General features: G+C 38.4%; 22 protein-coding genes. All 22 read left to right on the forward strand.

The window, feature by feature from the left end; translation table 11 throughout:
* The first annotated feature begins 9 nt into the window (after positions 1-9).
* Complete coding sequence (locus LK416_12445; GenBank protein UEA74453.1) at positions 10-522, forward strand: hypothetical protein; 513 nt, start codon at positions 10-12, stop codon at positions 520-522.
* Positions 523-706: 184 nt separating this feature from the next.
* Positions 707-1,216 carry a hypothetical protein gene (locus tag LK416_12450; protein UEA74454.1) on the forward strand — a complete coding sequence of 170 codons (510 nt, stop codon included), beginning with the start codon at positions 707-709 and terminating at the stop codon, positions 1,214-1,216.
* Between the two features lie 156 nt (positions 1,217-1,372).
* Positions 1,373-1,972 carry a hypothetical protein gene (locus LK416_12455; protein ID UEA74455.1) on the forward strand — a complete coding sequence of 200 codons (600 nt, stop codon included), beginning with the start codon at positions 1,373-1,375 and terminating at the stop codon, positions 1,970-1,972.
* 334 nt (positions 1,973-2,306) lie between these two features.
* On the forward strand, positions 2,307-2,465 hold the full coding sequence (locus tag LK416_12460; GenBank protein ID UEA75919.1) for an SMI1/KNR4 family protein: 159 nt from the start codon (positions 2,307-2,309) through the stop codon (positions 2,463-2,465).
* A gap of 36 nt (positions 2,466-2,501) precedes the next feature.
* The gene (locus LK416_12465; protein ID UEA74456.1) at positions 2,502-3,014 is read left to right on the forward strand and encodes a hypothetical protein; all 513 of its coding nucleotides are present in this window, start codon (positions 2,502-2,504) and stop codon (positions 3,012-3,014) included.
* 180 nt (positions 3,015-3,194) lie between these two features.
* Positions 3,195-3,704 (forward strand): hypothetical protein, encoded by a 510-nt coding sequence (locus tag LK416_12470; protein ID UEA74457.1) that lies wholly within the window; start codon positions 3,195-3,197, stop codon positions 3,702-3,704.
* A 62-nt stretch (positions 3,705-3,766) separates the two neighbouring features.
* On the forward strand, positions 3,767-3,925 hold the full coding sequence (locus LK416_12475) for a hypothetical protein (GenBank protein UEA74458.1): 159 nt from the start codon (positions 3,767-3,769) through the stop codon (positions 3,923-3,925).
* Between the two features lie 112 nt (positions 3,926-4,037).
* The gene (locus tag LK416_12480) at positions 4,038-4,364 is read left to right on the forward strand and encodes a hypothetical protein (GenBank protein UEA74459.1); all 327 of its coding nucleotides are present in this window, start codon (positions 4,038-4,040) and stop codon (positions 4,362-4,364) included.
* A gap of 108 nt (positions 4,365-4,472) precedes the next feature.
* Positions 4,473-4,985: a hypothetical protein gene (locus LK416_12485; protein UEA74460.1), complete on the forward strand. Its 513-nt coding sequence runs from the start codon at positions 4,473-4,475 to the stop codon at positions 4,983-4,985.
* A 144-nt stretch (positions 4,986-5,129) separates the two neighbouring features.
* Positions 5,130-5,714 (forward strand): hypothetical protein, encoded by a 585-nt coding sequence (locus tag LK416_12490; GenBank protein UEA74461.1) that lies wholly within the window; start codon positions 5,130-5,132, stop codon positions 5,712-5,714.
* Positions 5,715-5,744: 30 nt separating this feature from the next.
* Positions 5,745-6,251 (forward strand): hypothetical protein, encoded by a 507-nt coding sequence (locus tag LK416_12495; GenBank protein UEA74462.1) that lies wholly within the window; start codon positions 5,745-5,747, stop codon positions 6,249-6,251.
* Between the two features lie 36 nt (positions 6,252-6,287).
* A complete protein-coding gene (locus LK416_12500; GenBank protein UEA74463.1) occupies positions 6,288-6,524 on the forward strand; it encodes a hypothetical protein in 237 nt (78 codons plus the stop codon).
* A gap of 143 nt (positions 6,525-6,667) precedes the next feature.
* Complete coding sequence (locus LK416_12505) at positions 6,668-9,097, forward strand: ABC transporter permease (protein UEA74464.1); 2,430 nt, start codon at positions 6,668-6,670, stop codon at positions 9,095-9,097.
* 62 nt (positions 9,098-9,159) lie between these two features.
* Positions 9,160-11,622 carry an ABC transporter permease gene (locus LK416_12510; protein UEA74465.1) on the forward strand — a complete coding sequence of 821 codons (2,463 nt, stop codon included), beginning with the start codon at positions 9,160-9,162 and terminating at the stop codon, positions 11,620-11,622.
* Positions 11,623-11,767: 145 nt separating this feature from the next.
* Positions 11,768-12,445 carry an ABC transporter ATP-binding protein gene (locus LK416_12515; GenBank protein UEA74466.1) on the forward strand — a complete coding sequence of 226 codons (678 nt, stop codon included), beginning with the start codon at positions 11,768-11,770 and terminating at the stop codon, positions 12,443-12,445.
* 2 nt (positions 12,446-12,447) lie between these two features.
* Positions 12,448-13,368 carry a hypothetical protein gene (locus LK416_12520; GenBank protein ID UEA74467.1) on the forward strand — a complete coding sequence of 307 codons (921 nt, stop codon included), beginning with the start codon at positions 12,448-12,450 and terminating at the stop codon, positions 13,366-13,368.
* Positions 13,369-14,652: an ABC transporter permease gene (locus LK416_12525; GenBank protein UEA74468.1), complete on the forward strand. Its 1,284-nt coding sequence runs from the start codon at positions 13,369-13,371 to the stop codon at positions 14,650-14,652. It abuts the gene before it with no gap.
* 118 nt (positions 14,653-14,770) lie between these two features.
* Positions 14,771-15,004, forward strand: coding sequence for an acyl carrier protein (acpP, locus tag LK416_12530; protein ID UEA74469.1), 234 nt, complete (start codon positions 14,771-14,773; stop codon positions 15,002-15,004).
* Positions 15,005-15,401: 397 nt separating this feature from the next.
* Positions 15,402-16,325, forward strand: coding sequence for an ACP S-malonyltransferase (fabD, locus tag LK416_12535; GenBank protein ID UEA74470.1), 924 nt, complete (start codon positions 15,402-15,404; stop codon positions 16,323-16,325).
* Positions 16,318-17,058: a 3-oxoacyl-[acyl-carrier-protein] reductase gene (gene fabG / locus LK416_12540; GenBank protein UEA74471.1), complete on the forward strand. Its 741-nt coding sequence runs from the start codon at positions 16,318-16,320 to the stop codon at positions 17,056-17,058. Before fabD ends, fabG begins: the two co-directional genes overlap by 8 nt.
* Before the next feature lie 502 nt (positions 17,059-17,560).
* Positions 17,561-18,628 (forward strand): hypothetical protein, encoded by a 1,068-nt coding sequence (locus LK416_12545; GenBank protein ID UEA74472.1) that lies wholly within the window; start codon positions 17,561-17,563, stop codon positions 18,626-18,628.
* Positions 18,629-18,663: 35 nt separating this feature from the next.
* Positions 18,664-20,862, forward strand: coding sequence for an ABC transporter substrate-binding protein (locus tag LK416_12550; GenBank protein ID UEA74473.1), 2,199 nt, complete (start codon positions 18,664-18,666; stop codon positions 20,860-20,862).
* Position 20,863 lies beyond the last annotated feature (1 nt).

Genomic DNA, 20,863 nt, shown 5'->3' on the forward strand with positions numbered 1-20,863 from the left:
ATTAAGAGCATGATTGATTATGTAGGAATTGCAAGAAAAGCCGTAGAATGTGATGATATGGTCAAACTGTTAGAGGGAAAGGGTGAGTATCGTTGCGAATTTTATTATTATGGATTTCCACCTGATGCGGATGTTACGGATTGGAATAATCTTATATCAAGAGGAATTTATGCACTGTATAACGAGGGCGGGTATGACTGTATTCCGGATATGATTATTGAAGCAATTAAAGAAATGTGTGAGGGAGATGTTGAAGAGGTATACTGTGCGTTTCGATTTTTCTTTAATTCTGTAATGAATGAAAAAGAAAATTTCGAACCGGTGCCATTTCATATATCAGAGCAGATAAAACCTGTAGTTATGCAGGCGGTTTTTAATAATAAAGAAAAGTTAAGTAAATGCTTTGACTGGGAAGGATGGAGACATTCTGATGGTATGTGGGGAGCTATAAAGCGATGGGTGAAAATACTAAAAGAAAAATATGGGAAATGTTTAGAATATGACATGGAAGAAGCGGAATGAAGGTGGGTTATTAATTAATTGATTATTATCTTTATATATTCAAATATTAATTAAAATAACCTGTTTGATGCGTATATAAACGGCAATGATAATGCAGGAGAAACCATTATCAAACAGACAATATAGACAGGGGAATATTATAATTGATAAGTAGTATTGATAACTGATAAAAGGGAGTGCGAGCATGATTGATTATGTAGGAATTGCAAGAAAAGCCGTAGAATGTGATGATATGATAAAGCTGTTAGAGGGAAAGGGTGAGTATCGTTGCAAATTTTTTTATTATGGCTTTCCACCTGATGCGGATGTTACGGATTGGGAGAATCTTATACCAAGAGGAATTTATGCACTGTATAACGAGGGCGGGTATGACTATATTCCGGATATGATTATTGAAGCAATTAAAGAAATGTGTGAGGGAGATGTTGAAGAGGTATACTGTGCATTTCGAGTTTTCTTTAATTCTGTAATGGATGAAAAAGAAAAATTCAAACCGGCGCCATTTCGTATATCAGAGCAGATAAAACCTGTAGTTATGCAGTCGGTTTTTAATAATAAAGAAAAGTTAAGTAAATGCTTTGACTGGGAAGGATGGAGCCATTCTGATGGTATGTGGGGAGCTATTAAACGATGGGTGAAAATACTGCAGGAAGATTATGAGACGTGTTTAGAGTATGATATGGAAGATGCCTGATGAGTTTTATTTAAAATATAAAGATGTTTTTGATAACCCTAAGTAGTTTGATTAAGTAACAGGTGAAATGATATATCCTAGTACTGGAATAGTTGATGCAATACTAGAAAACTTAATAATTAATATGTGAAAGTTATTAAGGAGTAGAAAATAACTATGAATATTAAAACATTAAAGGAAGTTTTTGAAATAATTAATATTGATATGTTATATGATGAAGGCATAATTCGAGAAAAGAAAGCTGGTAATGAGGAATACTATGGTTTTCAATTTTCAGAAAAATTATGGAATATTTTTTCATATCAAAGAGGAAATAAAAAAATTTTATATTCGTTTGATGAGAAATCTAAAGCTGTAAAACATTTTATGATTTTTATGATAAAGAAAAAGATTTTAAAAGAATATTTAATGCCAATAATATCAGATAACCCGATAATATATGATGCAAATGTTTCTTATGCCGATATAATAAATATATTCAATAGCAATAATATCAAAATTGAAAAATTATATATTTATAGTTTAAGTCTTATAAATTGTGATAATTATATTAGTTTAATTGTTATTAATAATATGGAAAAAAAGAAAATATATGTAAATGATATGACTGATATAACTGATGCATTATTTGTTTTTCTGCAATTTGGAGTTGTTTTATATAACTATATTGCATTGATTAGTACCATTGAAAATAGTGGGATAAAAATAAACGCATTAAATGATAAAGATATAATTACTTTGCTTAAAGATTATTAGAATTGAGGTATATAAATAAGCTGGAGAAACTTTTCATGAAATATATTGATGAATTAATAAGAAAACTGAATAATGAAAATATAATTATGAATGGTTGTACAGAAAAACAAATAAGTGAATTACAACAGCTTTGTAATGGTTTTTGTTTACCACAGTCATATATATAATTTATGAAATGTATGGGAAATGGAACTGGTGGACAATTTATGAGAGGTGACTCTTGCTTTATGAATGAAATATTTTATTTAAAAGAAGGAGCAAATGAATTACTTATTGAAAATAATTCTAAAAATACATTATTGGATGAAGATTTTGTATTTTGGATGAGTCAGGGGTGCATGTGTTTTTTTTTAAACTGAATGAGGGAGATAATCCCCCAATATATTTTTATAATGAACATGGTAATGATAAGTTTGTAAGAATTGCTTATTCATTTACAGATTTTTTAATATCTCGCTTAGAAATGAATGGTTCATTATTTGAAGAAAAATGAATAGAGAATTGATAACTGATAAAAGGGAGTGCGAGCATGATTGATTACATAGGAATTGCAAGAAAAGCCGTAGAATGTGATGATATGGTCAAATTGTTAGAGGGAAAGGGTGAGTATCGTTGCGAATTTTATTATTATGGATTTCCACCTGATGCGGATGTTACGGATTGGGAGAATCTTATACCAAGAGGAATTTATGCACTGTATAACGAGGGTGGGTATGACTATATTCCGGATATGATTATTGAAGCAATTAAAGAAATGTGTGAGGGAGATGTTGAAGAGGTATACTGTGCATTTAGTGTTTTTTTTGATATTGTACTGGAGGAAAGACAGAATTTCAAACTGGCGCCATTTCACATATCTGAGCAGATAAAACCCGTAGTTATGCAGGCAGTTTTCAATAATAAAGAAAAGTTAAGTAAATGTTTTGACTGGGAAGGCTGGAGACATTCTGATGGTATGTGGGGAGCTATTAAACGATGGGTGAAAATACTGCAGGAAGATTATGAGACGTGTTCAGAGTATGATATGGAAGAAGCAGAATGAAGGTGGGTTATTAATTGATTATTATCTTTATATATTCAAATATTAATTAAAACAACCTGTTTGATGCGTATACAAACGGCAATGATAATGCAGGGGAAACCATTGTCAAACAGACAATATAGACAGGGGGATATTATAATTGATAAGTAGTATTGATAACTGATAAAAGGGAGTGCGAGCATGATTGATTATGTAGGAATTGCAAGAAAAGCCGTAGAATGTGATGATATGGTAAAGCTGTTAGAGGGAAAGGGTGAGTATCATTGTGAATTTTTTTATTATGGTCTTGCAGGAATAGATATAACCGATTGGGGCAGTATTTTATCAAGAGGAATTTATGTATTGTATAATGAGGGGGGATATGACTATATTCCGGATATGATTATTGAAGCAATTAAAGAAATGTGTGAGGGGGATGTTGAAGAGGTATACTGTGCGTTTCGATTTTTCTTTAATTCTGTAATGAAGGAAAAAGGAAATTTCGAACCGGTGCCATTTCACATATCTGAGCAGATAAAACCTGTAGTTATGCAGGCGGTTTTTAATAATAAAGAAAAGTTAAGTAAATGTTTTGACTGGGAAGGATGGAGCTATTCTGATGGTATGTGGGGAGCTATAAAGCGATGGGTGAAAATACTAAAAGAAAAATATGGGAAATGTTTAGAATATGATATGGAAGAAGCAGAATGAAGGTGGATTATTAATCAATTGATGATTGTGTTAATATAAGTGATGAACTAGAAACTATAAATATGCAAAAAAGTCCATTTATTTTGAGAGTTGCTGACATTATTGGTTTAAATGCAATGGAAATAGCAGAAAAATATTCATTACCACAAATCCCAGATAAAGTAGTATATATTGATATACCTAAGGATATTATTTTAGAAGTAAGTATTGTAGGCCCATAAGAAATTTGGGGAACTCTTGGGGGATATATACAGTATGCTATCAAAGATGTGCTTTTGGAGGACAAGTGGTTTAGTAATATAATTGAGCTGAAATAAATGGGAGCAAGATGATATGATAAAAGTATATAATAAAAAAATTCAAATAAATAATAAGAGTATAATTTTTGATACAACTATTAAAAAAATTATTTATTTCTCTGATATTTTTGTAGTGTTGATAAGAGAAAATAAAGAAATTCCTAATAATATTATTGCGTATGATTATTATGGAAATGAAGTATGGAAAATTAATGATATAGTTTGTGCAAAGGTATTACGGGGATATGATAATATTATAAAAAAATCGGAAAATGTCTTAGTTGCATATTGTGAATTGGGAATAATTTTTGAAATTGATATATTTAAGAAAATAGTTATCCATAAAAACTATATGCGTTAATAGATATAAGATATTAAAAAATAGCAAAGAGGCTTGACTCTGATGTAGTAGAGGGGCGATATTGTAATTAATAAGTAGTATTGATAACTGATAAAAGGGAGTGCGAACATGATTGATTACATAGGAATTGCAAGAAAAGCCGTAGAATGTGATGATATGGTCAAACTGTTAGAGGGAAAGGGTGAGTATCGTTGCGAATTTTATTATTATGGCTTTCCACCGGATGCGGATGTTACGGATTGGGATAATCTTATATCAAGAGGGATTTATGCACTGTATAACGAGGGTGGGTATGACTATATTCCGGATATGATTATTGAAGCAATTAAAGAAATGTGTGAGGGAGATGTTGAAGATGTATACTGTGCGTTTCGAGTTTTCTTTTGCGCTGTAATGTATGAAAGACGGGATTTCAAACCGGCACCATTTCATATATCAGAGCAGATAAAACCTGTAGTTATGCAGGCGGTTTTCAATAATAAAGAAAAGTTAAGTAAATGTTTTGACTGGGAAGGCTGGAGACATTCTGATGGTATGTGGGGAGCTATAAAGCGATGGGTGAAAATACTAAAAGAAAAATATGGGGAATGTTTAGAATATGATATGGAAGAAGCGGAATGAAGGTGGGTTATTAATTAATTGATTATTATCTTTATATATTCAAATATTAATTAAAATAACCTGTTTGATGCGTATATAAACGGCAATGATAATGCAGGAGAAGCCATTGTCAAACAGACAATATAGACAGGGGAGATATTATAATTGATAAGTAGTATTGATATATTAGATAAATATGGTTTGTCATTAAAAGGATTTAAAGATAGATTAATTGTGGGTAAAAGTGAAATAAGTGAAATAGAAAATTATATTTATATAAGAAAAAATGTAAAAATGCTATATGATGTTTGTGAAAGACATCGTAATAAAGATATTGTTAAAGTACAAGATTTGTCAATGGAAGCTGCAATAATAATATCTATCGTTTTGTATAAAAGAATGTATGATAATATTTTGGATTATAATGCAACACGTGAACTACGGAAATTATTAGATGAAAATAATATTGATAAAGTTATTACATATTTTAAACAGTTTTCAAGTGATATATATGTTATTGGTGGTGTAGAAGTTAATAAATTATCTTTAATAAATAATACCTATGGTTATGATATATTATTTAATGGGAAAACAATTGTAGAAAATGCGTCATTATCAAGGGCATATATAGTTTTGTATAATTATTGTAAGGCAATATCGGAAATAAGAAAATTTTATTTTGAAAATAAGGATTATTATATTAAAAATAAAATTGATATTACAGATATGATAGAGTTGTATATATTATAGTATTGATAACAGATAAAAGAGAGTACGAATATGATTGATTACATAGGAATTGCAAGGAAAGCCGTAGAATGTGATGATATGGTCAAACTGTTAGAGGGAAAGGGTGAGTACCATTGTGAATATGTTGAATATGGTCTTGCAGGAATAGATATAACTGATTGGGGCAGTATTTTATCAAGAGGAATTTATGCACTGTATAACGAGGGAGGGTATGACTATATTCCGGATATGATTATTGAAGCAATCAAAGAAATGTGCGAGGGAGATATTGAAGAGGTATACTGTGCATTTAATGTTTTTTTTGATATTGTACTGAAGGAAAGACAGAGTTTCAAACCGGCGCCATTTCACATATCTGAGCAGATAAAACCCGTAGTTATGCAGGCTGTTTTCAATAATAAAGAAAAGTTAAGTAAATGTTTTGACTGGGAAGGCTGGAGACATTCTGATGGTATGTGGGGAGCCATAAAACGATGGGTGAAAATACTGCAGGAAGATTACGAGACGTGTTCAGAGTATGATATGGAAGATGCCTGATGAATTGAAATGATATATTAGAAAACGGAGATATTTGTGAAAGTATTTGAATTAGAAGAAAAATTGAATAAACTAGGTATTCCTAAAGATACATATTCTATTTTAAAAGGAGGTTTGCCTAACGAAAGATTATGTATAGTAAAAGAAGAGGAATGGTGTGTATATTATAGTGAGAAAGGGAGAAAATCTGGTTTAAAGAAATTTCAAACAGAAACGGAAGCATGTGAATACTTTTTTGAAAAAATAAAACGCCTGAGATATGCTGGCAAATGAATTATTTGCTTGTTATCTCTTTCTTACAATATTGTAAGAAAAGAATACACAGATATTCACGGGAATGTAAGATAGAAGTGAGAAGATAGATACAACGAAAATGTATCTATCTTTTTTTCATATATATCACGGGGAGGTAATGAATGACAGATTATAAAAAACTCGCGCTTTATTATCTGAAAGCAGGCAAAAGGCAGTGTATCGTTACGATCATTGGGGTGATGATCACGGTAGCTGTATTATATACGGCATTGAATTTTGGATATTCGTATGTGCTTCAGACACGGCAGGAAGTGAGAAAAGAAGCAGACTATGAGATCGTTTTTCTGTCTGATGATACAGAGAAATTAGCGCAGATCGCTGCAGATGACCAGATACTTCAGGCATATAACGGGGCGTATACAGGGGAAGAATATGTCAGTGATGAAGAAAGGTTTGTAGAAGTAAATTATAAAAATGCTTTATATGTGAATGTCAGACATCCTTATAAGATGGAGTCGGTCATGGAGGATATGAAAGCCGATTATGGGGTGGATGCAAGATTAAATAATGAACTGGCAGTGTTATATCTTCAGGATGAAGATGGGCTGATCGGTGTCCTGCTCATCCTTGTTCTGCTGATAGCATATATCTTTGCGATCTTCGCTGTCGGAATGATCAGGAATACGGTTCAGATGTTTGTCCTGCAGCAGGTGAAGGACTATGGAATCCTGCGATGCATCGGAGCAACAAAAGGACAGTTGAACCGGATCATATACAGGATAGGGGCAGGCATGGAAGTGACAGGCATTGCAGTCGGTGTACTGCTCGGAACCATCATCAGTGTGATCCTTGGTTTTTTAAAGGATGTAAATGTCGGATTCCATATCGGACCGGCTATTCCGATCCTGATCGCATATCTTGGAGATCTGTATTTTGTTATGCAGGAGTGCTCAAAGCTTGTGACGAAGACATCGCCGGTCAGTGCGGTCCGTGGGGAGTACCGGATCAAAAAGGAAAAGATCAAGGTTCGTGGAAATGGTCTGATGGGGCGGTTGTTCGGTGTTGAAGGCGCCTATGCAAGAAAAAGTGTACTGCGGAACAGCGGACGATTTGCAAAGACAGTAACAGCCATGATGCTCAGCATAACAGCGATCATTATATGCTTAAGCACCGGGAGTATGGTTCATGATACGAAAAAGAATATTAATGATATGTATGGCAGATATCTGGAAGAAAACCAATCCCCTGCCAGCATATTTAATGATGTGGAATGGATACAGAGTGAGGATTTGCCTTCTGTCGAGGAGATCAAAGAGAATTCTTTGCATTACTATGTAACAGAAACAAAAATGGTATACAGTGCCAGAGGAAATCTGGTAGATCCTGAAACCTATTATGGCAAGTTTAACAAAGATTATGCAGAACAGACGAGTTTGGGAAGTTACATCGAAGCAATGATGCAGAGATGGAGAGAACGGAATACAAAGGAATACAGCGAGAAAGATGATGTAGAATATGAAAAGGCTGTTGACAGTCTGAATAGTTCATTTATAAGCATTGAAGGTTGTGATCAGAATGATCTGGACTATCTGTCCGAGTTTATAGAGAGTGGAACTGCGGAGCTGGATGATGATGGTATTCTGGTCGTTGGCGGAGGAAGCGTAATGGATTATTCCGGAAGCTATGATGACGGAGTGACGTTGTATGATCTGGGAAAGCATTTTGATACATATGATCTGCAGGTAGGAGATATGATCCAGCTGGTTGATTACAGGGAATATGAGAAACGATATCAGGCGGCTTATGAAAAGATGATGGCAGACAGTATTCTGGTCAGTCCTGAGGTAGATACGGGAGATACCTATATCTCAGAAGAACGGGCAACCAAAGAGGGCAGATCAACCTGGCGTGAACAGTATGTGATCGCTGAGCGTATCCGTCAGGAACTTATTGAGGAAGGATATTATCGAACCTATACAGTTCAGGGAGTTCTGGATTTTGGAGATCAGCTGCTTCCGGACTGGGGAGATATCTATATGAAAAGAGATTCCTACTTTGACCTGACCGGATATGGCGAACAGGATGTGACAGGAGTAAAGTACGCGATCGATCTTGACAGTGTGCCGGTATCCTATTTTGAAACCGGAATAGGCGATATTACAGATGTACTGTACGGATATGCTTATGCCAGAAATATAGTTCGGTATGCATTGGCGTTTGCTGCTTTTATATTTGTGTTGAGTTCGGTGAACATTATTAATACCACAGCAGGAAATCTGCATATGAGGCGAAAAGAACTGGCGCAGCTCCGGGTGATCGGAATGTCCAGAAAGAGACTGATCTATACGGTCATGTTAGAGGGCACGATGGCGACGGTCCTGTCAAATGTTCTGGGATTCTTATTTGGTTCGATTTTTACGATATATATTTATACATATCTCAGTATGTTTTTATATATAAAACAAACCATTGCCTGGTGGGCATTTGGAGTCGGGCTGGTCGCCTCCACATTGGTGATCTTTGGAAGTATCTATGCATCCCTTAAGGATCTTCCGATTGATATTGTAGATGACCTGAAGCTTGAGGAATAAAAAATCGATAATGATGAAGAGAGGCCAAAATTATCGGGGTGAAATAAAAAGGAGAGGTGAAAATGACAGACTATAAGAAACTTGCAGTATATTACCTGAAAGCAAGCAAAAAACGATGTGTGATCACGATCATCGGTGTAATGATCACAGTAATCGTGTTGTATGCGGGACTGAACATTTTCTATTCTTATATGTTGCAGCAGCAAAAGGATGTAAGAAAGGAAGCGGACTATGAGATCGTGTTCCTGACGGATGATCAGGAAACCTTATCACAGATCGCGTCGGATGATCGTGTCACACAGGCATACACAGGAAAGTATGTGGTGAGTGAGTGGGAGATGATCGATGGAACGGATGGCAAATATGTAGAAAAGGTATATGACAATGCATTGTATGTAAATACCGGACATCCTTACAGGATGGCTAAGATCATGAACGAGATGATAGAAGATTATGGGGTGGATGCAGAACTCAACTGGGATCTGTCCACCTGGTATCTGCAGGATATGGAGGAAGGATTTGACGTTATATTGATCGTGGTTCTGTTAGTTGCATATATATTTGCAGTCTTTGCAGTCGGAGTTATCAGAAATACGATCCAGATGTTCACATTAGAGCAGGTAAAGGACTATGGAATCTTACGATGTATCGGAGCGACGAAAGGACAGTTAAGCGGCATCATCTATCGGATGGGAGCCATGCTTGAGATCGCCGGACTGCTTGCCGGCATTGTGATGGGCGGAATTGTCAGCATGATCCTTGGATTTATATTTAAGATAAGCGCAGGCTTCCATATCATTCCGATGATACCGATCCTGATCACTTATCTGGGAGATATGTATTTCGTAATGCGTGAGAATGCCAAGCTGGTAACGAAGATGACACCGGTCAGTGCGGTTCGTGGTGAATACAGGATCAAGAAAGAAAAGCTTCGTCGTCATGGTGGTGGTCTGATGGGAAAGATATTTGGAATCGAAGGTGCATATGCCAGAAAGAGTGTTCTTCGAAATAAAGGAAGATTTATAAAGACAGTCACAGCTATGGTATTCAGTATATCAGCGATCGTACTGATATGCAGCTGCTGGGGACAGATTCGGAAATATTGGAAGGAAACGGGTGAAAAATATGGGGAATATCAGATCAATCTGACATCGTATTCGTCAGCTTCAACGAGCCTGGAAGAAGCACAGAGCACCTTGCCATCTGCGGAGGTATTTCGGGATCTGTCGAAGAATAACAATGTGGTAGCGTCCAAAAAGGTATATGCCTGTGTGGGGGATCTTGTAAATACGGATTCTTATACAGGAAAGATCACAGATGAATTCCGGACAAAGGTCACGATGGGATATTATTACGATCTTTATATGGATAAGTTAAATGGAACAGGAGATACATCAGAGGATAAAGATCCGGAAGTTACCAAAAGTGTAGCGGAAAGTATAGTAAACAGCACAGATGTGATCGGATGTGACGATTCTGATCTGAATGACCTTGCAAGATATCTGAAAGCAGGAACGACAGAACTATCCGAGGACGGTATTCTGGTCGTTGAGGGAGGAAGCTTTAACAGTTGGGATCTGAAAGAGGCAGATGATACGAATGATACCTTATATGATAAAGCGTATCATTTTGATACTTATCATTTCGAACTGGGTGATACGGTTCAATTAGTTGATTTTGCTTTATATCAGAAAGAATGTCTGAAAGCAAAGGAGAAGATCGATCAGGAATTTGAAAAACAGCAGAAAAAGGCAGGTACGACAGAAGATAGCGACAGTGAGTACGGCACAGTAAAAAACGCAGAAGAACGGACTTCCGTGCGGCAGGAATATGTGGAATATAAGAAGATTAAAGACCGGCTGATCGCGGAGGGTCATTATAAGACCTATAAGGTAGAAGGTATTCTGGATCTTGGAACGCAGGTATTTGAAGGGGATTCTGACCGACAGATCTATATGCGGCAAGGTGATTATTTTGATCTGACCGGGTACGGAGAAAATGATATTGCCGGTATGAAATATAAGATCGATATGGATCATATATCAGTTAGTGCTGTAACAGAATTGCTGTCCTATAACGAGGATTCATTATATGGAGAGGCTATGCAGATCTGTGTATACCTGAAAAGCTTTGTTCGGTATGCAGTCGCAGCAGTACTGTTTATCTTTGTATTAAGTTCGGTAAACATCGTGAATACGACAGCCGGAAATCTGCATCTGAGACGAAAAGAATTCGCACAGCTCCGGGTGATCGGAATGTCCAGAAAGCGTCTGTTAAAAACCGTTATGTTAGAGGGTGTTATGACGACGGTCGTTGCGAATGTATTCGGCTTTATTATAGGTGTTGGCATATCATATGGATTCTTTATCTATCTTAATATGGTGCTCGATGTAGGAAAGTCTATAGCCTGGTGGGCATTTGGAGTCGGACTTGTGGCATCGGGGCTGATCATCTGTGGAAGCATCTGGCTGGCGATCAGAGATCTTCCGGCAGCAATGGTAGAAGATCTGAAACTTGAGGAGTAAGCGTGACATATAAACCTGATACAGCGGACGAAGGGCTAAACGGAGTTGCTGCATTGCAAGGTAAAAAACAGAAACGTAATAAATATGCAGGTAAAAATTATAGATAGAAAGATCTGCGGGGAATGCAGAGGAAAGAGGGTAAGCTATGGAAATCGTAAAAATGGAACATGTAACAAAGATATACGGAGAAGGAAATACCAGAGTATGGGCGCTTGATGATGTGAACCTGACAGTCAATAAGGGCGAGATCGTGGCGGTTGTCGGTGCATCCGGTTCCGGTAAATCCACCCTGCTTCATGTTATGGGTGGTGTGGATACTCCAAATGAGGGAAATGTCATTGTAGACGGAAAGGATATCACAAGACTGACCGATGAGGAGATGTCGGTCTTCCGTAGAAGAAAGATCGGATTTGTATTTCAGGCATATCACCTGATCCCGGTACTGACAGTAGAGGAAAATATCAAGATGCCGATCCTGCTCGATCACAGAAAACCGGATCGTGATTACATCGATCATATCATCGAGATGTTAGGCCTGAAGGACAGACGGAAGCATCTTCCAAACCAGTTATCCGGTGGACAGCAGCAGCGCGCAGCGATCGCAAGAGCACTGGCAAATCGCCCGGCACTGATCCTTGCCGATGAGCCTACCGGAGCACTTGACTCCAAGAATGGAAATGAAGTTATCACTCTGCTTCAGGATTCTGTTAAGAAGCTGGATCAGACGCTGGTACTTATCACACATAACATCGATCTGGCGAGAGAGGCAGACCGTATCGTGAGGATCACTGATGGGAAGATATCAGAAGGAGAGGAGATGTAGAGATGAAACGAATACTTACAATCTGTATGGCATGTGTACTTGGATTCCTTGCTGTATTTGGATATAAGGATACAATGGCTTCTGTATCAGCAGCAGAGCCAAAGGTTATGGTAACTGATTATAAGATCAAAGAGAATGAAGTAGTGGCAGGCGGAACCTTTACACTTGAGGTTACGATCAAGAATACTGCAGATAAAAAGATCAGTAATCTGAAAATGGCAGTTGCTTCCGAAGGAGGCGAACTGATTCCGGCATCCGGAGCCGGAACCGGATATCTGGCAAGTCTGGAAGGCGGAGAGACTTATACATTTGAGTTCCCGATGCAGGCAGCAGCCAATCTGGAAGAAAAGGCTTATAAGCTGACAGTGACAGATGAGTATGAAGACCGCTATGGCAATCCATATACCGTGACAGATACGATCTATCTGCCGGTTACGATCAAACAACGTGGCGAGATCACCGGTGTATATGCAGAGTCGGATGTGACACTCGGAGATTCCATCGAGATCATGGGAAGCGTCAGCAATCTGGGAGCATCTACCCTCTATAACGTAAAGGCAAAGATCGATACAAGATTTACATCTGAAGGTGATGTCTATATCGGCAATATCGAACCGGGTAAGAATGGCTCGATCGATATACTTGCAAACACAACGAAGACGACAGGCACCGGCGGCGAGATGGGTAAGCTTATCGTTACATATGAAGATAAATCGGGAAATGTAACAACACTGGAAGAGAATTTCTCGATCAGCGTAAATGCACCTGTCTATACAGACATCGAAAAAGTAAAGGATGTACAGAAGAAGGATTACAGTAAGATGATCATAGAGATCGTTGTTGCTGTGGTTGTTGCAGCGTTCATTGTTATCTGGATCATTCGCAGAAGAAAGAGGAAGAAAGAGATATTGGAGGAGTTCTAAATGGGTTGGATCAGTCATTTATGTTTGATGAATATGAAAAGACGGAAAACCAGAACCTTTCTAACCATACTTGGAGTTGTGATCGGTGTGATCTCTGTTGTGACCCTGCTTGCAGTCGGTATCGGCGTAAGACAGGAAATGATCAATACCATGGTGGACAGTGAAAGTATTTGCCAGATTCGGGTGGCCGGAGCAACCGGCGGCAAGCACAAAGACCGGATGATCATGGATCAGACCGTGAAAACTTTTCAGGAGCTTGAATATGTCAGTTCCGTATATCCGACCTATGAGATGTATGTGACCATCACAAACGGAAAATATTCTTATGATGGTGCGATTACAGGTATTCCACAGTCGGAGCTTGCGAAGCTTAAGTATACAAAGACGTCAAAGCAGACAACATCGAGCGTGAAGCCGGTGCTTATCATGGGAAATAAGGTCACATCCTTATTCTATAATCCGGAAACGGAGCAGACCTATGATGTGACAGAGAAGAAAAAAGCAGAAACATGGATCGGAAAAAAAGTGGATCTGTCCTTTTGGGATTCACAGGAGATGGCACCGGTGAAGATAGAAGTCGGAGCGGTTATTGACAGTGGAGAAGATACATATAACAGAGACTCACAGAGTGTTTACTGCGATCTGGATGTGTTAAAGAGCTTTTTAGGCAGAGTATCCAGTGGGGGAACGCTGCCGGGACAGCCGCTTGATGCAAATGGAAATCCGTACAAGGATTTCGTATATTCCGGAGCGGTTGTGACTGTTGATAATATCGATCATGTCGATTCTATCGTGAAGAAGCTTCAGGATATGGGTTATACGACAGAAAATGAGAAAGAGTATCTGGATACGATACAGAAATATCTGAAGATGGTACAGCTTTTACTGGGCGGTATCGGAGCGATCGCACTGATCGTAGCCGTGATCGGAATCAGCAATACCATGACAACATCGGTATTTGACCGGATCAATGAGATCGGCGTATTAAAGGTTCTCGGATGCGATCCGGATGAGCTGCAGATCCTGTTCCTTACAGAGGCAGGAATCATCGGAGCAGCAGGCGGCATCATAGGAGTGCTTTTATCTTATGGTTTTAAGGGTATCGTAGATAAGATTGCTATTAAAATGTTCGATCTGGCAAAGGGAACGCAGATTGCAATGATCCCATGGGAGCTTGCAGTCGGAGCCGTTGTCGGAGCGATTCTGCTTGCGATATGTGCCGGATATTTTCCTGCGAGATTTGCATCGAAACTGCAGCCGTTAGATGCTGTCAGAAACAGATAGAAAAAAAGGAAAAAAACGGAACAGTATTTTGTTGACTTTACTGTATCCATGCGTTATATTATAATCGTCCGCGGGGCAGTGAGATAAACATTTACTATATTTAGGAGGAATTATTAATATGTTCGATAAGGTAAAAGCTATTTTCGAAGAGCAGTTAGGAGTATCACAGGATGAGATGCAGCTCGATACTAACTTCAAAGATGATTTAGGAGTAGATTCATTAGATTTATATGAGATAGTAATGAAGATGGAAGATGAATTCGACGTTGAGATCCCTGCTGAGGAGCTTGAAGACGTTGCTACATTCGAAGACGTACTTAACTATCTTAAGAGCAAAGGTGTAGAAGAATAATTCACATCAGAAGCAGACAAGAGGCAGCGAAGATGTCTACATACCAGATTTGCCCGGCGCAGGTTGGTGGATGACAGACTGGCTGCTTCTTTTAGTATACAGGGATGGGCAATTGTGATGTTTAGATATTGTGTGATGTCCAACCATCTTGACTTTCCCAACCAGAGGACGCTTCCGCTCGTTTCGTCCTGCAGCGGTACTAAGATGCCGCTTGCAGCGCCATCCACACCACAAGGGCGCGCTTTCGTTCTAACCTCGTGCCAAAAGGCACTCGCTAAGTACGAAATGTGACGACCGGCGGACTCAAATGCCTCTGTGTTGGCAAATCAAATGATTGAACATCATCTACTCTTTGAACATCGCAATTGCCGATAAATAGAATAGACAGGTGAGAAAAATGGGTAAAACAGCAGTTATTTTCCCTGGCCAGGGTGCTCAGTATGTAGGCATGGCTAAGGATTTTTATGACAATTTTGAAGACAGTAAGGCAGTGATCGATACAGCAGACAGTGTGCTTGACATTGATCTGAAGAAGATCTGCTTTGAGGAAAATGAAGATATCAACAAGACAGAATATACACAGCCTGCTATGGTAGCAGCAGAACTTGCTATCTATGAGCATGTAAAGAATGCAGGTTTGAAGGCAGATGTATTCGCAGGTCTGTCACTTGGTGAGTACAGCGCACTTACAGCTTGTGGAGCTATGAAGCTTCCGGATGCGATCCGTACCGTAAGACAGCGTGGTATCCTGATGCAGAATGAAGTTCCGCTTGGTCAGGGTGCTATGGCAGCCGTTATCGCTACAGATGCAGAAGTGATCGCAAAGGTCTGCGAGGAGACTCCGGGCAATGTTCAGATCGCAAATTATAACTGCCCCGGACAGATCGTTATTTCCGGTGAGACAGAAGCCCTTGACAAAGCATGTGAAGCCCTTCAGGCAGCAGGAGCCAAGAGAGTGATCAAGTTAAATGTTAGCGGCCCATTCCATTCCAAGATGCTGGAACCAGCCGGTGAAAAGTTATATGCATACTTAAGAGATGTAGAGATCGCAGACGATTTCCTTCCGTATGTATGTAATGCTGATGCATGTTATGTAACAGATGCTTCAGAGGTTAAGACTTTACTGATGCGTCAGGTATATTCATCTGTCAGATGGCAGCAGAGTATCGAAGCTATGATCGCAGACGGCGTAGATACATTTGTAGAGGTTGGACCTGGAAAGACCCTGTCCGGCTTCATGCGAAAGATCAACAAGGAAATGAAATGCATCAACATCGCAACTGTTGATGATCTGAAGAAATTGGAGGAACTGAATGCTTAAGGATAAGGTAGCAGTCGTAACAGGTGCCGGACGTGGTATCGGCAGAGCCATCGCAAAGACATTTGCAGGATATGGCGCAAAGGTAGTTGTCAATTATAATGGCTCAGAGGAGCGTGCAAACAGTCTCGTAGCAGAGATCAAGGAAGCCGGCGGAGAGGCAGTTGCTTATAAGGCAAATGTAGCTGATTTTACAGAGGCAGAGGGACTTATCAAGTTCGCACTGGAGCAGTATGGCAGAGTTGATATCCTCGTAAACAATGCAGGTATTACAAGAGATAATATCATGCTCGGTATGAAAGAAGAAGACTTCGATCAGGTTATCAATATCAACCTGAAGGGTGCATTTAATTGTATCAAGCATGTGTACAGACCGATGATGAAGCAGAAGTATGGCAGGATCATCAACATGTCATCCGTAGTCGGTATCGAGGGAAATGCAGGACAGATCAACTATGCTGCATCCAAAGCCGGAATCATTGGCATGACAAAGTCTGTAGCAAAGGAGCTTGGCAGCCGTGGTGTAACAGCAAATGCGATCGCGCCGGGATTCATCAAGACAGATATGACAGACGCAATGTCAGATAAGATGAAGGATGCGATGCTCGACCACATCACAGTTAAGAGACTGGGTGAGGTGTCAGATATCGCTGAGACGGCAGCATTCCTTGCATCCGACAAGGCATCTTACATTACAGGACAGGTTATCCGTGTAGACGGTGGCATGAGCCTGTAAGATAGAATAGAATATAGCTTAAAGAATATAAATGCCAGATACAAAGTATATATTTGTATCTGGCATTGTTTCGTTATAGCATTTTTATTTTCCAAAAAATTGTATTTATTTTGTAATGAAATTATCATTAATATTGTTTTTTGTCAAAATTAAATGCTTACAAGGATATTGATTTTGCGAAATATTGATAAATAAAAGATCCAGATATGGCAGAAATGCTGTATCTGGATTTTTTTATTTTTTTAAAACTTTTTTGCAAATTGACCTGTCTGTTATAGTAGATGCTTTCGTTATGAAAAAATATGCGACTATTATAGAAAGAAAAAGTAAAATGTGCAAAACATCTAAAAAGCAAGAATTTTTTTGTAGACTATTGACAGCCGTTTTTTTTTTTTTATAATATTTGTGCTTTTTTACAGACATCAATGAGGTTTACATAAGTATAAGAAAAGCAGTGTAACCGATAGAAGGCATAGTGTATAAGAGAAAAGGAGAGAGATGGATGAAAAAGAATAAGATGAAAGAACGCATCATGTGTCTTGTATTAGCCGTGATGCTGGGTATCAGCGGTATCATACCTACGGCACCGGTATTAAAGACGGAGGCAGCATCATTATCAGCGGCGGATGATTCCCAGACAGTGATAGGATGTCATAGATTGCATGATACATCTTATGCTGCGGTACAGGTAGGCAATAAGATTTATTATTCAAGTGACAGAATGGGTTATATCTTTTGCTATGATGTCAAGAAAAAGACAAACAAGAAGTTAGCAAAGCTGCCAAAGCAGGTAAGAAATAAGAATACATATTATTCCTATAAGAATTATGCCAATATCAGCAACATGTTTTACTATAAAGGATATCTTTATTGTGGTTTAAAGGATGATCTTATGTGTTATGGCATTATTCGCGTAAATGTGAAAAATGGAAAGGTGAAAAAATTATTTTTTGAGCGTTCATCAATCAGCGTTTCGCCGGAGCCGGGTTTTGAGTTTTCCATTTATAAGAATAAGATATATTATGCATATTCAAATGGCACTTCAAACTATAATTATTATTTTGCATCTATGAATCTGGATGGCTCTCATAAAAAAGTAATCAGTCAAAAAGCGCTTACGAAAGTGTGTCGAAATGTAAAGGACAGCCGCATAATTGTTTATAGAGATGCGGTGTATGTCTATAACAACTTTGATGTTTTCTACAAAATAAACAAAAAAGGGAAAAAGACAAAGATCAAGAATCTGCCGAAAACATATATGAAGGTTAAGGTCAGCACATCCGGCTGCGTAATTGACGGTGAGAAAGCACAGTATAAGGGATATGAATATGACTCAATGGGATCTTTTGGCCTGTTAAACAAAAAGAATATTGCGACAGGAGAAGAAAAGGTCATTAATTCCAGCTCAAGCGAGAGAAGAAGCTATATTGTGCTTGGAGACTATATTCTGTTAAGAAAGAATAAAGCAAAGAAGAAACTGGGTGAATGTAAAATCACCCTTCAGCTTCTTAATAATAAAGGTAAGAAGATTAAAGATCTGTATAGCTACAATGTAAATTATAATGAGTAATATATCACAATTTTAAAAGCAAAGGAGAGATGATTATGAAAAAAATGAAGAAACTACTGGCGCTTATGTGCATCGCTATAGCTGCACTCATATGGCTGCCGGGACTAAAGTTTCCGGTAGAGGCGGGAAGTGTTGATTACGAGGAGACGGTGTTGGTAGAATCCGGAGCAGATGTCACCTTATCAATAAATCTCAGTAAGTTAAATCTACCGGCAGGTTTTGAGGTGGGTAGTTGTAACTGGCTTACAGATGGTGGAGCTGTCAGTGCAGATGGATTGTCATATACATTGAGAAATGTTACAAAATCCCAGTTTGTTTATGTATCTATATCCGACAAGAATAGTAGAGATGGAAAATTTTGTGAATTTTATATTTATGTAAATTCTTCAAATATAACAGCTAAAGCAGTTGGCAATAATACGGTGATAGCGAACTCAGGAGAGAAAGTAACACTAAAGGTATCCGCAAGCAGTAATCAGGGGAAGCTTACATATACATGGTATAAAGGACAGTCATACGGGGGAGATGTAGGACAGTTAGGGCATAGAGCATCTTATACCTGTACAGCACCGGTAAACAAAACAAAAAAGCTGAAGACTGAGGATTATCACTGTGTGATTTCTGATGAAATGGGTAATTCAAGCACAGTTTCCTTTACTGTATATGTAAACAGTATAGCCAAAGAGAGCAAATTAAAGACAAATAAGGTCTATATTCTGACATGGGATAGTCAGGTGGAACAGGCGATAAAGGCGGTTAATAAGAAATATCCGTCTTATACAAAGAATATCGAAGTGATCAAATATGAAGTTGGCGGAGGATCAGCTGAATATTATGCATTAGTACAGCAGAAGCTTGCAAACAATCCCGAAGCTACGTTTATCGTTTTGATGGATTCAGCAAAGCTGGATGTACTTTTATCTACAGGAGTATTTACAGATTTGGACAAGCTTGGACTTACAGATGCTTACAGCCAGTCTTATCCATATACCAGAAAAGCAGGAACCTATAAGGGCAAGCTTGTAGCGATGACACCGGAAGCAACACCGGGAGCATTTATGTTTGATCCGGATATTGCACAGAAGGTTCTTGGAACTTCAGATCCTGAAAAGGTTCAGAAGATGATCGGAACAGCTGATGGCTATCTGTCTGTTGCTGCAAAGATGAAAGAGGCCGGTTACTATATGACCTCCGGAGCATCAAAATATACAATGAGTGGTTGTGAGGGTATTCTCAATAACATGATAGGGGATACATCGTATTCTTACGAGGATAATAGCAAGGTATTTATGTTATCTGAAGCAGATAAGAAGACTGTGGAAAAGATCGCGAAGGCGACCCGTAGAAATGGATATGATACAGGAAGCTCGATGTGGAGCAGTGCTTGGGTGGCTGATATGACATCCGGTAAGGTATTTGGCTGGTTCTCTGGCACCTGGGGACAGTATAGCATTACATTTGACAAGCCGATGGCTGCCTGCCAGGGACCATTTGCCTATAACTGGGGTGGTACATACTACGCAATTAAGAGTGGCAGGCAGGATGAAGCAGCAGTGCAGTTCCTAAAAGCCTTATGTTGCGATCCTTCTGTAATGAGTTCTCTGGGCGACCTTCCAAATAATACCGTTGCAGCTCAGAAGGTGATCAGTAAGGGTAAGAATCCTGCAGCTATGAAAAATAATCAGAATATTTATAAAGTATTCGATAAGATGGCAAGAAGCATTAATGGTGGTTCTTATAAGATCTCAAAACCAAAGGTATCCCTTACAAGTAATGGCATTGTAAAGGGATCTGACGGAAAATATTACTATGTAAAGAAAGGTCTGATCCAGTCAGGCAGAAGCGGATTCATCAAAGTTGGCAAGAAGACCTATTACATCAAGAAGGGTGTAGTGCAGAATAAGAAGACCGGATTCGTGAAGAAAGGCAAGAAGTACTACTATGTAAAGAAGGGTGTCTGCAGTACAAAGAATGAATTCGTAAAGGTTGGTAAGAAGACCTATTATCTGAATAAGGGCGCAAAGAACACCAAGACCGGATTTGTAAAAGTCGGTAAGGCAACTTATTATGTTAAAAAAGGTCTGAAGACAGACAAGACAGCATTCATCAAAAATGGTAAGAAAGAATGTTATGTCAAGAATGGTGTATGGAAGAAATCTTACACTGGAAATGTCACCTATAGAAAGCATGTTTACTATGTGAAGAAGGGTGTAAAAGTAAAAAAGGTGAGATAAT

This window comes from Lachnospiraceae bacterium GAM79 (assembly GCA_020735665.1).
Lineage (GTDB): Bacteria > Bacillota > Clostridia > Lachnospirales > Lachnospiraceae > Coprococcus.

Excerpts from the sequence above, each read along its gene's own strand:
- LK416_12475 (UEA74458.1), top strand. The coding sequence starts at position 3,767 with ATGCAAAAAAGTCCATTTATTTTGAGAGTTGCTGACATTATTGGTTTA.
- acpP (UEA74469.1), top strand. The coding sequence starts at position 14,771 with ATGTTCGATAAGGTAAAAGCTATTTTCGAAGAGCAGTTAGGAGTATCA.
- LK416_12450 (UEA74454.1), top strand. The coding sequence starts at position 707 with ATGATTGATTATGTAGGAATTGCAAGAAAAGCCGTAGAATGTGATGAT.
- LK416_12470 (UEA74457.1), top strand. The coding sequence starts at position 3,195 with ATGATTGATTATGTAGGAATTGCAAGAAAAGCCGTAGAATGTGATGAT.
- fabD (UEA74470.1), top strand. The coding sequence starts at position 15,402 with ATGGGTAAAACAGCAGTTATTTTCCCTGGCCAGGGTGCTCAGTATGTA.
- LK416_12445 (UEA74453.1), top strand. The coding sequence starts at position 10 with ATGATTGATTATGTAGGAATTGCAAGAAAAGCCGTAGAATGTGATGAT.
- LK416_12550 (UEA74473.1), top strand. The coding sequence starts at position 18,664 with ATGAAAAAAATGAAGAAACTACTGGCGCTTATGTGCATCGCTATAGCT.
- LK416_12545 (UEA74472.1), top strand. The coding sequence starts at position 17,561 with ATGAAAAAGAATAAGATGAAAGAACGCATCATGTGTCTTGTATTAGCC.
- LK416_12485 (UEA74460.1), top strand. The coding sequence starts at position 4,473 with ATGATTGATTACATAGGAATTGCAAGAAAAGCCGTAGAATGTGATGAT.
- LK416_12455 (UEA74455.1), top strand. The coding sequence starts at position 1,373 with ATGAATATTAAAACATTAAAGGAAGTTTTTGAAATAATTAATATTGAT.
- LK416_12520 (UEA74467.1), top strand. The coding sequence starts at position 12,448 with ATGAAACGAATACTTACAATCTGTATGGCATGTGTACTTGGATTCCTT.
- LK416_12510 (UEA74465.1), top strand. The coding sequence starts at position 9,160 with ATGACAGACTATAAGAAACTTGCAGTATATTACCTGAAAGCAAGCAAA.
- LK416_12525 (UEA74468.1), top strand. The coding sequence starts at position 13,369 with ATGGGTTGGATCAGTCATTTATGTTTGATGAATATGAAAAGACGGAAA.
- LK416_12495 (UEA74462.1), top strand. The coding sequence starts at position 5,745 with ATGATTGATTACATAGGAATTGCAAGGAAAGCCGTAGAATGTGATGAT.
- LK416_12465 (UEA74456.1), top strand. The coding sequence starts at position 2,502 with ATGATTGATTACATAGGAATTGCAAGAAAAGCCGTAGAATGTGATGAT.
- LK416_12515 (UEA74466.1), top strand. The coding sequence starts at position 11,768 with ATGGAAATCGTAAAAATGGAACATGTAACAAAGATATACGGAGAAGGA.
- fabG (UEA74471.1), top strand. The coding sequence starts at position 16,318 with ATGCTTAAGGATAAGGTAGCAGTCGTAACAGGTGCCGGACGTGGTATC.
- LK416_12480 (UEA74459.1), top strand. The coding sequence starts at position 4,038 with ATGATAAAAGTATATAATAAAAAAATTCAAATAAATAATAAGAGTATA.
- LK416_12505 (UEA74464.1), top strand. The coding sequence starts at position 6,668 with ATGACAGATTATAAAAAACTCGCGCTTTATTATCTGAAAGCAGGCAAA.